Raw genomic sequence first — 13397 nt, 5'->3', positions numbered from 1 at the left:
TAACCCGCAAGGCACGCATTCTCGCAATTAACGCTTTGTTAATAAAAGCCGTCATCGCCAAGGTCTAGCAAACAGGTGCAGCCTAGCGGCATTATTCTCGCCACGTGGTTAACCCCGGCACCCTGAATTTGCTGCACTGCAACATGGATATTGCAATGCACAATAAGCCGTACTATATGGAGGAGGCGAATAAACGAGGCGGGCAGCAGGTCCGCCCAGCCCATAGGGTGAGACAATGTCCAAGACCAAGACCGCAGAGTTCGCAGATACCGTTGAAATGCCGAGCTTCGACGTTTCCAAAGCCACCGACCAGTTCCGCGCCTTCGCCGAGAAGGGTGTCGAGCAGTCTAAGGAAGCTTATGCCAAGCTCAAGACCGGCGCCGAGGAGGCCCAGAAGTCGATCGAGACCAGCTACGAGACCGCTCGCAATGTGAGCGCCGAACTGTCGCTCAAGGCCATTGCGGCCCTGCGCACCAACGCCGAGACCGGCTTTGCCCATCTCGAAGCGCTCGCCGGCGCCAAGTCGCTGTCGGAAATCGTCGAACTGCAGACCGCTTACCTGCGCAAGCGCGTAGAGCTGACCGTCGAGCAGGCCAAGGACTTCCAGACCGTTGCCTCCAAGGCGGCCGAAGACGTTTCCAAGCCGGTCAAGACCGCCTTCGAAAAGGCGCTCAAGGACCTCAAGGCCGCCTAAGGCAGCCAGACCGAATACCCGGCGGGTGGAACCTCCTCCCTCTTCCTGCCGGGCGACGCGGCCAGCACCTCCTCCCGCTGGTCACATAAGGAAAAGGCCGGCACCTCCTCCCGCCGGCCTTTTTCTTTTCCCCAGGGCTGAAATGCCCTGAGATCAAGGACTTCGCGGCTGCGGCATAAATCGCCGCAGTGGAATATGCGCAAAGCTCTTGAAATGGGACGGAATTGTCCGTATGGACGCGACATCAACGCAAGGTACGCGGTTGTAGCTCAGTTGGTTAGAGCGCCGGATTGTGGATCCGGAGGTCGGTGGTTCGAGCCCACCCAACCGTACCACCCCCCTTTCCCAAGATGATCATTGTTCGATAGCGTGGCTGCAACAGCAGGCGTCGCGAAGGCTGTCGTTGTCGCGCCTCATTTGCATTGGCTAGTCGTGTCCTCGACGAATCGAAAGGACCCGCCCATGATCGATCTGCGCCTTGCAACCGGCCTCGCCGTGGCGATGCTTGCCCTCGCCGGCTGCCAGAAGGAATCGACTGCCAGCGCACCGAAGCCCGGCGTCTGCGACAAGATGGCAGCAGAAGCGCTTGCTGGTAAGGATCGGATCACCGACGATCAGGCCATGCAGTTGACGGGCGCGACCATCGTTCGCCAGCACAAGCCCGGCGATCCGGCCACCATGGATTTCCGCCAGGAGCGCGTGACGATCGAGACCGATCCGGCGACCGGTAAGATCGTGCGCGCATTCTGCGGCTGATACTGGCCGGCCAGATCCATGAGCAAGCCGCCCTTGCAGTTGTCCAGGCTCCGCGCCATCGGCTGGTCGAACTGGGATCCCATCGGCTTGCTCGGGCCCGGCGCAAGCTGGGCCAATGAACCGTTCGCCGACGAATATGACAGCTATCTGCTCGAAGCTGCGTCAGGCCTCCGAAACGGCTGGTCGGCAGAACAGGCCACCGACTTTCTTGTGTCCCTTGCCGAGGAGCATATGGGCCTGACGACTGCCTCCCGTGCAGCCGCCGATGCGACGATCAGGGCGATAGAATCTCATCTGCAACAGCTGGACGGCGGCTGATCCCGCCGAGAGCTGGAGCTTTCCACTCCCCTCATACGACAAGCGGCGCGCTTCGGCCGAAGCGCGCCGCTTGTCGTCCCCTGGGGACGAATCGTCAGCCTATAGGCGTGGACCGTTACCGGCAGGGCGCCAAGTAGGTCACCGGCCTGCCGTTGCGGTCGTACATCGGGCGACCGCGACTGTCATACTGATGGTAGCGGCATTCGCCAGGAGCGGTGCCCGCGCCGATCATCGCACCGGCGAGACCGCCGATCACGGCGCCCGCAACCGTGGAGCCGGTGTTGCCGCCGATGGCCTGGCCGACAAGCGCACCGCCCGCCGCACCAATGGCGCCGCCGCCGACCGCGCGCTGCTCAGGGGTGTTACAGGCCGTCGCGGCCAATGCGACAAAAGACAAAACTGCGGCCGTAGCCAGAAAACGCGTCATGGACCCTACTCCTGAAGATTAATACCCAACGCTAGCATGACGAGAATTAGCGATCCAGCGGACTCTTATTGACATTTCGGCCGTCACGGTGCGCGCCGTGCGTCCGAAATCTGGGCGCGCGACGCCCAACTGAGGCCGTTACTCTGCCGTCACCAGCTCACGTCCGTTGCGCCGCCCGCTCGTCGCGCAGACGCTGGACCTCGCGGCGCTTGTTGACCAGCGAGGCAACGATCACACCCACGGCGACGATGGCGATCAGGATGGTGCATGCGGCGTTGATCTCGGGTGTAACGCCGAGGCGCACCTGGCTGTAGATCTTCATCGGCAGCGTCGTCGCGCCTGGACCCGAGGTGAAGCTCGAGATCACCAGATCGTCGATGGACAGCGTGAAGGCCAGCATCCAGCCCGAGATGATGGCCGGCAGGATGACCGGCAGCGTAATCTGGAAGAAGGTCTTCACCGGCGGCGCGCCGAGGTCCATCGCGGCCTCCTCGAGCGAGCGGTCGAAGGTGACCAGCCGCGACTGCACCACAACGGCGACGAAGCACATGGAGAAGGTGATGTGGGCGAGCGTCAGCGTGAAAAAGCCGCGATCGAGACCAACGGCGACAAACAGGAGCAGCAGCGACAGGCCGGTAATGACCTCGGGCATGACCAGTGGTGCGAATACCATTCCGGAAAACAGCACACGGCCGCGGAAGCGCGTGTAGCGGGTCAGCGCGAGAGCCGCGAGCGTGCCGAGTACGGTGGCGACGGTCGCCGAGATCAGGCCGACGCGGATCGTCACCCAGGCAGCGTCCATCAGACCCTGGTTCTGGAACAGCGAATAATACCATTTGGTCGAGAAGCCGCCCCAGACGGTGACGAGCTTGGATTCGTTGAAGGAGAAGATGACCAAAAGCACGATCGGCAGATAGAGGAAGGCAAAGCCGAGCACGATGGCGCTGATGTTGAAGCGGCTCCAGGTGGTGTTCATGTCAGCGCCCCTGTTCCTGGGCGCGCGCCTGCGCCTGTTGGAAGAACATGATCGGCACGACCAGCAGCAAGAGCAGGATGACGGCCACGGCCGAGGAAACCGGCCAGTCACGGTTGGAGAAGAATTCGTTCCACAGGGTCCGGCCGATCATCAGCGTCTGCGAACCGCCGAGCAAATCGGGGATGACGAACTCGCCGACGGCGGGAATGAAGACCAGAAGGCAGCCGGCGATGACGCCGGGAAGCGACAACGGGAAGGTGATCTTCCAGAAAGCGGTCATTGGCGGGCAGCCGAGGTCCTGGGCGGCCTCGATCAGCGAATAGTCCATCTTCTCCAGCGCCGAATAGAGCGGCAGGATCATGAACGGCAGGTAGGAATAAACGATGCCGATGAAGATGGCGGTGTGGGTGTTGAGGATGATCAGCGGTTCGTCGATGACGCCGATTGACTGCAGGAACTGATTGAGCAGCCCCTCGGGCTTGAGGATACCGATCCAGGCGTAGACGCGGATCAGGAAGCTCGTCCAGAACGGCAGGATGACCAGCATCAACAGCGTCGGGCGAATTGATTCCGGCGCGCGCGCCATGCCGTAGGCGATGGGATAGCCGACCAGCAGGGCCAGCAGCGTCGAGACGCCGGCGATGATCACGCTGGAAATGTAGGCGGTGTAGTAGAGCGGGTCCTCGGTAAGCCAGACATAGTTGTCGAAGCTGAACTCCCGGAACTGATCCATCAGCCCTGAAATGCCGTCTCCCAGGCCGAGGACCGGCGTGTAGGGCGGCATGGCGATCGCCGTGGTCGACAGCGAAATCTTGAAGACGATGAAGAACGGAATGAGGAAGAAAAACAGCAGCCAGACGTAGGGAACGAGGATGACCAGGCGGTTGGTGATGGCCGAGACGACGTTTTTCATCGCCCCACCTATCGCGTCAGCACGACGCCGGCATCCTGCCGGAACGAGATCCAGGCCTTGTCATCCCAGCTCAGCGGGTCCTCGGTGGCGCGGGTGGCGTTGAGCGAGCTCGCCTTGACCACCAGCCCGTCGCCGAGCTTGACGTGGAAGATGGTCATGTCGCCGAGATAGGCGATATCGTAGACTTCGCCCTCCAGCACGTTGTCGCCGCTTTCGGGCTTCCTGGACGAGACCTTGATCTTCTCCGGGCGGATGGCGAAGGCGACTTCGGTGCCTTCAGGCACTTCGCCGGCATTCGATGTGTGAATGGTCAATCCGCTGTTGCCGGCGATTGCCGTGCCGCTGCCGTTGCGGCTGGCGATCTTGCCTTCGAACATGTTGATGTTGCCGACGAAATCAGCAACGAAGCGCGAGCCGGGGGCTTCGTAGACCTCGGCCGGGGTCGCCACCTGCATCACCTCACCCTTGTCGAGGATGGCGATGCGGTCGGCCATGGTCATGGCCTCTTCCTGATCGTGGGTGACGATGACGAAGGTCAGGCCCAGCGTCTGCTGCAGGTCCATCAGTTCAAACTGGGTTTCCTCGCGCAGCTTCTTGTCGAGCGCGCCGAGCGGCTCGTCGAGCAGCAGCACCTTGGGACGCTTCGCGACGGCGCGGGCAAGGGCGACACGCTGGCGCTGGCCGCCGGAAAGCTGATGCGGCTTGCGCTTGGCGAACTGGCCAAGCTTGACCAGCTTCAGCATGTCGGCGACGCGCTTTTCGATATCGGCCTTCGGCATGCCGTCCTGCTTGAGGCCGAAGCCGATGTTCTGCTCGACCGTCATGTGCGGGAACAGCGCGTAGGACTGGAACATCATGTTGACCGGCCGCTTGTAGGGCGGGATGCCACGCAAGTCCTGCCCGTCGAGCAGGATCTGGCCCTCCGTCGGCTCCTCGAAGCCGGCGAGCATGCGCAGAAGGGTCGACTTGCCGCAGCCCGACGCGCCGAGCAGCGCGAAGAACTCGCGCTCGAAGATGGACAGCGACAGGTTGTTGACGGCGGTGAAGTCACCGAAGCGCTTGGTGACGTTCTTGAACTGAATGTAAGGCTTGGCGTCGGGCTTGTTCCAGGGAGCAAATTCCCTGCGGATATTGCCGAGCGATTTCATGTGTCTCTCCGTCCCCTTGCCCAGACGCCAAATCCCGGCGCCGATGGCGCCGGGATAGCTCTCGCCCGTTACTGTCCTGTGACGACCTTGGTCCAGCTGCGCGTGATCAAGCGCTGGGTCTTGGGGTCGTAAGGCGACACAGTGAACAGCTTCTGCAGCGTGGCATCGTCAGGAAAGATCGCCGGATCGCCGATGATGTCCTTGTCGATGAACTGCTGAGACGCCTTGTTGCCGTTGGCGTAATAGATGAAGTTGGAGGCCTTGGCCGCCACTTCCGGCCTCAGCATGTAGTTGATGAACTCCAGGGCTTCCGGCACGTGCTTGGCATCGGCCGGGATAGCCATCTGGTCAAACCACATCTCGGCACCTTCCTTCGGCACGGAATAGCCGACGACGACCCCCTGGTCGGCCTCGGCAGCACGGTCACGCGCCTGGAAGACGTCGCCCGACCAGCCGACGGCAACGCAGATATCGCCATTGGCGAGCGCGTTGATGTATTCCGACGAGTGGAACTTGCGGACGAAGGGCCGGATCTTGAGCATCGTCTCTTCGACCTTGGCAATATCCTCGGGCGAATGGCTCTCGGGGTCGATGCCGAGATAGCGCAGAACGGTCGGGATCATGTCGGTCGGCGAATCGAGCATGTAGACGCCGCAATCCTTGAGCTTGGCCATCTGCTCGGGATTGAAGACAGTGTCCCAGCTGTCGATCTTGTCGACGCCGAGCGCCTCTTTCACCTTCTTCTCGTTGTAGCCGATGCCGACCGTGCCCCACATGTAGTTCACGGAGTACTCGTTGCCGGGATCGTATTTGGCCGTACGCTCGTTGACGATGTCCCAGGTGTTGGCGAGGTTCGGCAGCTTCGACTTGTCGAGCTTCTGGAACACGCCGGCCGTGATCTGGCGGGCCAGGAAGTTTGCGGTCGGCACCACGACATCGTAGCCGCTGCCGCCGGCGAGCAGCTTGGTCTCAAGAATCTCGTTGGAATCGAAGACGTCGTAGACGACCTTGATGCCGGTTTCCTTGGTGAAGTCGTCGATGATGGAGGCGTCGATGTAGTCCGACCAGTTGTAGACGTTGACGACACGCTCCTGGGCGTTGGCAGCGGTCGCAAAAGCAGCGATGACGGCTGACGCAGCGGTCAGCCAAAGCGCTCTGCGGTTCATGACAATCTCCTTTCCTGGGCGTGCCCGTCCCGGCCGCGCCCTACTCCCTGTTCGATGTCTGATGGTGAAGGTGACGCTCGAGCGCATGACTGCGCTACGCAAAAGATCCAGCGATATTGTTCTGCGGACACCGATGGCCCGACAGTGAGACCTGGCAAGATACGCCTGACTTGTTGTTACCCTCTACTTCAGCCTGCCCGGCCGACGGTGGCGTTGTCAATGGTAAACAACAGATTGCTTAATCAGGCATCGGCATGCCGGTAACACCGGGTCTTTGAGGCTGCCGCGCCTGACGCCGAAACTCCAGCGCCAGGTGGACGAGCAAGGCGCAGAAGATGACCGCGCCGCCAATGATGGTGCGCAACGACGGCACCTCGGAATGCACCAGCCATACCCAGATCGGGCCCAGCATCGGCTCGAACGTACCGATCAGCGCGGCGACGGCAGCGGGAACGAGCCTTGCGCCGGTGGCAAAACAAGCCAGGCCCAGGCCGAGATTGACCACGCCGAAGGCAAACAGGAATCCCATGTCGTGCGGCGAGACGGAAAACACCGAAGCCTGCGAGGCGGCAAAGGTGGCGGCAATGATCGTGCCGAGGCAGGTGGCAGGGGTCATCCGCACATGGGCATAGCGGCGTGTGATGACGGTGGCGATCGAAAAGGCGACCGCAATCAGCAAGGCGAGCCCGTCGCCGACAGGCGAAACCTGGCCGCTGAACGATTCGGAGACCATGATGGCGACACCCGAAATCACGGCGGCAATCGCCAGCCAGGTTGCCAGTCCCACACGTTCGCGGAACAGCAGCCAGGCAAACAAGGCAGCCAGAAGCGGCACGCCCGCCTGCATGAGAAGGATATTGGCAACGGTGGTGTAGCTGAGGGCAACGACAAATGACGTCGAGGCGGTGGCAAAGCAGATCGCGACCAGCAGGCCGGGCAGTCCCATGTCGCGGAACAGCTTGAGTGTGGCGCGCGGACCGTCGCGCCAGGACATGAAGGCCAACAGGAAAGCCGCCGCCCAAACAGAGCGCCAGAACACCACCGTCCAGCTGTCCGGCGTCTCGATGAACCGGCCGATGGCGCCGCCGAGGCTCCACATCAACGCCGACAGGAACACCAGCAGCACGCCGAGGCGATAGTCGCGATGCGAAGCCGCTGCGCCGACGGCCGGTCCCAATTGTTGTGCTGACGCCTGTCCGCTCATCCGTGATATCGCCATGTTTCGAGGCGGTTGCGGATCGGCCGCACACCTAGCCGCCAATAGTCGCGCCGTTGGGTTTTTGCGAGGTCCAGCGTGCTCATCTCATTAGGTCACTCGAATAAGCCTCAGCCGTATCACCAGGCGCTGCTATTTCCTATTGACCTCAATATTAGTTGAGGTTTTACAGACCGGGCTCCCACTCGAATCCGATTTGGAGAGCCCACCGGAATGTCTCAGAAAATCAAGCTCGGCGTGATCTATGGCAGCGCCCGCGAAGGTCGCTTTTGCGACACCGTCGTCAATTGGGTGGCAACGGAGATCCGAGGCAATGGCCGCTTTGCCGTCGATTTCTTCGATCCCCGCGACCTCGCGCAGGACCACACAGGCATCGGACGACGGCTTGACGACGCCGATGCCTTTGTCATCGTCACGCCGGAGTACAATCACGGCTACACTGCCGATCTCAAGGCGCTGATCGATACCTATTCCACGCCCTGGCAGGTAAAGCCGCTCGCCTTCGTTTCGTATGGCGGCATTTCCGGGGGCTTACGCGCTGTGGAGCAGCTCAGGCTTGTCTTCGCCGAACTCCACGCTGTGGCCATCCGCGACACGGTGAGCTTCGTTACTCCCTGGCGCAGGTTCGGCGCCGATGGCGCGCTGGCCGACCCCAAGGACACGCAAAAGGCCATGGCGACGCTGCTTGGGCGCCTTCACTGGTGGGCGACAATCCTTCGGGATGCGCGCACGGCCAAGCCTTTTCAGGAGGTCGCGGCATGACCATGGTCCAGCACATCAAGCCAGCCGCGATCGAGGTCGAGGCGCGCAGACATACCGGCCGCAATACCACACTGCTGCTGGCAAGCACGCTCACCATCATGTCGGGCGCGACGATCTCGCCGTCGCTGCCGGCCATCGAGAGCCACTTCGCCGACAGTGACAATGTCGAGATATTGACCCGGCTGGTCCTGACGCTGCCGGCGCTGTTCATCGTTATCTGCGCGCCATTTGCCGGAGGTGCCGCCGACCGCTTCGGCCGGCGCCCGCTGCTCATCGCCGCGGCTGCGCTCTATGGGCTGGGCGGCATGTCGGGCCTGATCGCAGATTCGCTCGCGGGCTTGCTGGTTGGCAGGGCATTGCTTGGTATCGCCGTTGCCGGCGTCATGACCACGGCCACCGCCCTTGTCGGCGACTATTTCAGCGGCCCCGCGCGCGACCGCTTTATGGGCCTGCAGTCGTCCTTCGTCGGCATCGGCGGGCTGGTGTTCCTCACGGCGGGCGGACTGCTGGCCGAACTGCACTGGCGCGCGCCGTTTGTTGTCTACGGGCTGTCGCTGGCGCTGATCCCCGCGGTGCTCGCCTTCATCGACGAACCGTCCCGGAACAGGTCTCATGTCTCCACGGCATCCGGCGGTGCTGGCCACACGGCATGGTTTGCCATCGCAACTGTCTACCTGCTTGCGATACTCAACAGCGTCGCTTTCTACCTGATCCCGACGCAGTTGCCCTTCTATCTCAATCATCTCGGCGTCGGCTCACCGACCATGACCGGACTGGCGATCGGGCTGGGCAATGTCATCGGCGCCATTGTCTCGCTGTCTTATGCGCGGCTGCGCGCCAGGCTCGGTGTGGTCGGGGTGTTTGCTGTCGCCTTCGGCCTGACTGGCACCGGATATGCATTGATCGGCCTGGCGTCGTCGTTGCCGGCGGTGCTCGCGGCCGCGGCGGTTGTCGGCCTGGGCCTCGGCATGATGATGCCCAACATAGCCGGTGCTGCCATGGCGGCGGCGGCGCCCGAGATGCGCGGGCGCATTGCCGGCGGCATGACGGCCAGCATTTTCGCCGGCCATTTCATCTCGCCCTTCGTCAGCCAGCCGATGATCGCCAATTTCGGCTTCTCATCGACCTACTTCTCCGCCGGTCTTGTCGTCGGCGGCATCGCAGTGCTTGGCGGAGCAGTGGCAATCCTCCGCGCAAGCACCGGCAGGGGCAAGTGAGATCAACTGAAGCTGGTCGGGGCAGTCCCTACTCGGCCTGCTTCGCCAGCCTCAGCACCTCCGACATGACCGTATCTTCGCCAGCGGCATAGCTGGCAAAGGTTTGGGTAACCTGAACCGTGGGCAGCAGAGAGCCGGCCGCAGTGCCGTAGAAGTAGTTCAGGAAGAAACACGTGCCTACCTGTGACAGCCGGCAGCCATTCTCCCAATCATGGTAGGCGGTCGTGTAGCGGAAGGAGATCCCGGAATTGGGCATGATCGTCGTGCCGCCCTCTCCCCACATCTGGCCAGTGTCCCCCATCTCCTCGCCGATCAGCACTGCGCGCTCGCCGGCATAATATTTGAGCCGCGACGCGATGCTGATTGCCGCCGAGAACGTATTGCCGCTGGTCAGGATGAATATCCGGCCATTCGACACGACCTCCGGCAGCAAACGCGAAAAATCATTGGCGAGCATATAGTTGCCCCCAGGACTGAACCGCAGGTCCACGACGGCATGCCTGACCTCTCGCTTGCCAGCCTCTTCAAGCACGTCCGCCAGATAGTCGGACATCAGGACCGGCTCCTGGTCGCGGAACCGGTTGAGCTGCACGTAGAGGATATTGTCGGCTTCGAGATAGGCGTGCCAGAAATTCTGGTCGGGACGCGAGAGATAGTTCGGCGTTTCCTTGCCGTCCAGAACGTGAACCCATCCGGCATCGCTCTCGTTCCGTGCAACCGGGCTTAGGTCTCGCTTGGGCCAGACGGTCCTGGCCGCAAGCTTGCCTTCGCCTGGCGCTGCGGCGAACGTGCGCCCGATCTCGGAGCCGTCGGCCTTGCGAAAGCGAAATGCGCTTTCTGTCGGCTTGTCCGCCAGCTTGGCGGCGTGCAGCAGTTCCGGCGAGATCATGAGGTTCGGCGAGAGCTCCCGCGCATACTGGCCTGTACCGCCAATGTATGGGCGCAACGCTTGGGCCAACTCATCGGGCGATCGGCCATTCGCCGTCAGCACCTGCGCGCCGAGAAGATCGCGATGCTCCGATGTGGCGCGGACAACGAAAAGACCATCGGAGAACCAGCCGAGACGCAGCGGGACGGCATTGAAGCCTTGTCCACCGGCAAGACCGAGCACGTTGGTATGGCCATTCCGGGCAAGGGCAACCGCCTTCGCCGCCCCCATCGCCAGTGCTGGCCGGTCGAGTTGGGCAGCGCGGGCCGAAAGTTCGTCGACTGACTGGGCAAACGCTGCACTGGTTTCAGCCGTAAAGCTGCGCTCCACCTGCGGCATGTTGCGAAGATGGGCCAAGTCCTGCGTATTCTTGTCAGCCTGCGTATCGCCGGCGGATGGAGGCGCTGCCCGATATGACCTGAATGTCGGGTACAGGATCAAGCTGAGTGGCAGCACAACGACGACCAACACAGCCAAGACAGCAAGCACCCCGCGTTTCAGCCATCGCCTCCACTTGCTTTCTGAACTTGAGTTACTCATTCATCCGCCTCTGAATACTTGTTGATCCCCATTCTGGGCCAGCACATGGGTGCACTGCGAACAGCATTCAATTACCTGGGGCATCAACCCTTTGCCCGATGCGCCTGGGAGGGTGGAAAGGCTTGGCGCACAAGGGCCAGCCACATTGCCGCAGGGGGCGTTGCACCACGAGTTCGATGACCGAGGCATTGCATTAACCAACGAAGCCGCAGCGCTAATGTGGAAACGGATCGTCAAGGTTTGCATACATATGAACGGACAGCTTTTGGGGATTGCATATGCTGACCGTGCTCAACTGCCTTGTCATCGCACATGACTACCGCTTCGTCGCCGCAGCGCTGACCATCTGTGCCATCGGCTGCACCGTTTCGATGCGGCTGTTTGCGCGTGCGCGCAGCGTCGAGCGGGCAAGGCATGCCGCACTGCTGTTCATGGCCGGCCTGGCCGGCGGCATGACGATCTGGACGACACATTTCCTGGCGATGCTGGGCTTCACGCCTGAAGTGGAGCACGGCTTCGAGCCGATCTACACGCTGGTGTCGCTGGCAGTCGCCATCGCTACCTCGACCTCCGGTCTGTTCTTTGCGGCAAGCCGCAAGACCGGGCCGATGGTGGAATTTGGCGGCTTCATCCTGGGCAGCGGCATCGCGTTGATGCATTTCCTCGGCATGGCCGGTTTCGTCGTCGCCGGCAAGGTCGACTACGACCCGACGCTTGCCGTCGTCTCCATCGTCGGCGGCGCAGTTTTCGGCATGCTCGCCACCAACCGCATCGCCGATGGCAAGGGCCGCAACGGCCTCATCGCCGGTATCGTCGCATTGATCCTCGGCATCGGTTTCATGCATTTCACCGCCATGGGCGCCGTGCAGATCGCGCCTGACCCACGGGTGATCGTGCCGACACAGATCCTGTCGGATGCAGTCATGGCAATCATGGTTGCGTCCGTGACCATACTGGTGGTGCTGCTGGGCGCTGCGACGCATCTGGCCGAAGAGCAGGGCGAGAAGGAAGCCGTGGCGCACTATCGCCACCTGGCGCTGCACGATCCCTTGACCGGCCTGCCCAACCGCGCCGCAGTGCAGGACGCGTTGCCGCGCCTGCTCAAGGAAGCGGCGGGAACGTCGCTCGCCATCATCGCCATCGACCTCAACCGCTTCAAGGAAATCAACGACGTCTACGGCCATGCGGCGGGCGACGCCGTGTTGAACCAGACGTCGGAGCGCATGCGCGCAGCCCTTGCACCGGGCGAATTCTTCGCCCGTATCGGCGGCGACGAGTTTATGGCCGTCAAGCCGTTCACGCGGGAAAACGAGGTCGAGGAATTCGCCGCCCGCATCGCCGACGCGTTCGCGCGCCCCAACGAACTCGGCAAGGCCAGCTTCCAGACCAGCGCCAGCATCGGCATCGCGGTTTACCCCAGAGATGGCGACAACATCGACGAGCTGACCATGCGCGCCGACCTCGCCATGTATCGCTCGAAGAAGAGCCAGAGCGGCGCCTGGTGCTGGTACGACGCGGATGCCGACGAGGACGGCCGCCGCCGCGGCCTGATCGCCATAGGCCTGCGCAGTGCTGTGATGGAAGACACCCTGCGCCTGGTGTTCCAGCCGCAGATCTCGATGAAGCAGCGCGAACTGCTCGGTTTCGAGGCGCTGCTGCGCTGGACGAGCCCGCAGCTGGGCGAAGTCTCGCCGTCGGAATTCATCCCGGTTGCGGAGCAGACCGGCATCATCGTCGGCATCGGCGATTGGGTGCTGCAGGCAGCCTGCCGCGAGGCAACGTTGTGGCCGGAGCATCTGGGCGTGGCCGTCAACGTCTCGCCGGTGCAGCTGACGCGGCCGAATTTTGGCGACCGGCTGAAGCAAATCCTCGACGAGACGGGTCTCGCGCCCTCGCGCCTGGAGGTCGAGATCACTGAGACCGCGCTGATCGAAAACCCCGGCCAGGCACTGCTGATCCTGCGCCAGATCAAGGCAATGGGCGTACGCGTCGCCATGGACGACTTCGGCACCGGCTACTCGTCGCTGTCGACGCTGTTCTCGTTCCCCTTCGACAAGATCAAGGTGGATCGCACCTTCCTCAAGGCGCTCGGCAGGCAAGCACAGGCAACCAGCGTCATCGAGACGGTGATCGAGCTTGGCCACAAGCTGTCGATCCCGGTGCTGGCGGAAGGCGTGGAGACGGACTTCCAGGCGGCGTTCCTGAAGGATCGCCGCTGCGACGAAGCGCAGGGCTTCCTCTATGGCAAACCGCTTGATTCCAATGCCGCCCGCTCCATTGCCAAGACCGGCATCGACAAGGAAGCACAGGCGGCGGTCGCCCGGCTGATCGCCTGA

The 13397-nt window shown here is 62.4% G+C and carries 13 protein-coding genes and 1 tRNA gene; 7 read left to right on the top strand and 7 right to left on the bottom strand.

From position 1 onward, the window contains the following. The first annotated feature begins 235 nt into the window (after positions 1-235). The 4 genes from B015_RS0105130 (at position 236) to B015_RS0105115 (ending at position 1768) form a co-directional block, all read left to right on the top strand. The gene (locus B015_RS0105130) at positions 236-694 is read left to right on the top strand and encodes a phasin (RefSeq protein WP_018426594.1); all 459 of its coding nucleotides are present in this window, start codon (positions 236-238) and stop codon (positions 692-694) included. A 258-nt stretch (positions 695-952) separates the two neighbouring features. Then, positions 953-1029, top strand: a tRNA-His gene (locus tag B015_RS0105125). Between the two features lie 127 nt (positions 1030-1156). After that, entirely contained in the window at positions 1157-1450 is a 294-nt protein-coding gene (locus tag B015_RS0105120; RefSeq protein WP_018426593.1) for an I78 family peptidase inhibitor, read from the top strand. A gap of 18 nt (positions 1451-1468) precedes the next feature. Then, positions 1469-1768 carry a hypothetical protein gene (locus tag B015_RS0105115; protein WP_018426592.1) on the top strand — a complete coding sequence of 100 codons (300 nt, stop codon included), beginning with the start codon at positions 1469-1471 and terminating at the stop codon, positions 1766-1768. A 115-nt stretch (positions 1769-1883) separates the two neighbouring features. Here the strand turns inward: B015_RS0105115 and B015_RS0105110 are convergent, their stop codons facing one another. From B015_RS0105110 to B015_RS0105085, 6 genes are all read right to left on the bottom strand, one after another. Further along, a complete protein-coding gene (locus B015_RS0105110; protein WP_018426591.1) occupies positions 1884-2195 on the bottom strand; it encodes a hypothetical protein in 312 nt (103 codons plus the stop codon). Between the two features lie 157 nt (positions 2196-2352). Further along, entirely contained in the window at positions 2353-3171 is an 819-nt protein-coding gene (locus tag B015_RS0105105) for an ABC transporter permease subunit (protein ID WP_018426590.1), read from the bottom strand. 1 nt (position 3172) lies between these two features. Continuing rightward, positions 3173-4084 carry an ABC transporter permease subunit gene (locus tag B015_RS0105100; RefSeq protein WP_018426589.1) on the bottom strand — a complete coding sequence of 304 codons (912 nt, stop codon included), beginning with the start codon at positions 4082-4084 and terminating at the stop codon, positions 3173-3175. Positions 4085-4092: 8 nt separating this feature from the next. Beyond that, positions 4093-5232, bottom strand: coding sequence for an ABC transporter ATP-binding protein (locus B015_RS0105095; RefSeq protein ID WP_018426588.1), 1140 nt, complete (start codon positions 5230-5232; stop codon positions 4093-4095). Between the two features lie 68 nt (positions 5233-5300). Then, a complete protein-coding gene (locus B015_RS0105090) occupies positions 5301-6398 on the bottom strand; it encodes a polyamine ABC transporter substrate-binding protein (RefSeq protein WP_018426587.1) in 1098 nt (365 codons plus the stop codon). Positions 6399-6636: 238 nt separating this feature from the next. Beyond that, on the bottom strand, positions 6637-7602 hold the full coding sequence (locus B015_RS0105085; RefSeq protein ID WP_026226914.1) for a DMT family transporter: 966 nt from the start codon (positions 7600-7602) through the stop codon (positions 6637-6639). Between the two features lie 225 nt (positions 7603-7827). Here B015_RS0105085 and B015_RS0105080 point away from each other — a divergent pair, with 225 nt between their 5' ends. Further along, on the top strand, positions 7828-8376 hold the full coding sequence (locus tag B015_RS0105080) for an NAD(P)H-dependent oxidoreductase (RefSeq protein WP_018426585.1): 549 nt from the start codon (positions 7828-7830) through the stop codon (positions 8374-8376). Then, positions 8373-9593: an MFS transporter gene (locus B015_RS0105075; RefSeq protein ID WP_018426584.1), complete on the top strand. Its 1221-nt coding sequence runs from the start codon at positions 8373-8375 to the stop codon at positions 9591-9593. The genes B015_RS0105080 and B015_RS0105075 overlap by 4 nt, the downstream gene beginning before the upstream one ends. A gap of 28 nt (positions 9594-9621) precedes the next feature. Here the strand turns inward: B015_RS0105075 and B015_RS0105070 are convergent, their stop codons facing one another. Beyond that, the gene (locus tag B015_RS0105070) at positions 9622-10878 is read right to left on the bottom strand and encodes a hypothetical protein (protein WP_157632686.1); all 1257 of its coding nucleotides are present in this window, start codon (positions 10876-10878) and stop codon (positions 9622-9624) included. Positions 10879-11339: 461 nt separating this feature from the next. Here B015_RS0105070 and B015_RS0105065 point away from each other — a divergent pair, with 461 nt between their 5' ends. After that, complete coding sequence (locus tag B015_RS0105065; RefSeq protein ID WP_018426582.1) at positions 11340-13397, top strand: EAL domain-containing protein; 2058 nt, start codon at positions 11340-11342, stop codon at positions 13395-13397.

Origin of the sequence: Hoeflea sp. 108 (assembly GCF_000372965.1) — a bacterium.
In the GTDB taxonomy this organism is placed as follows: domain Bacteria; phylum Pseudomonadota; class Alphaproteobacteria; order Rhizobiales; family Rhizobiaceae; genus Aminobacter.
This window is presented reverse-complemented; position numbering and strand designations above follow the sequence as displayed.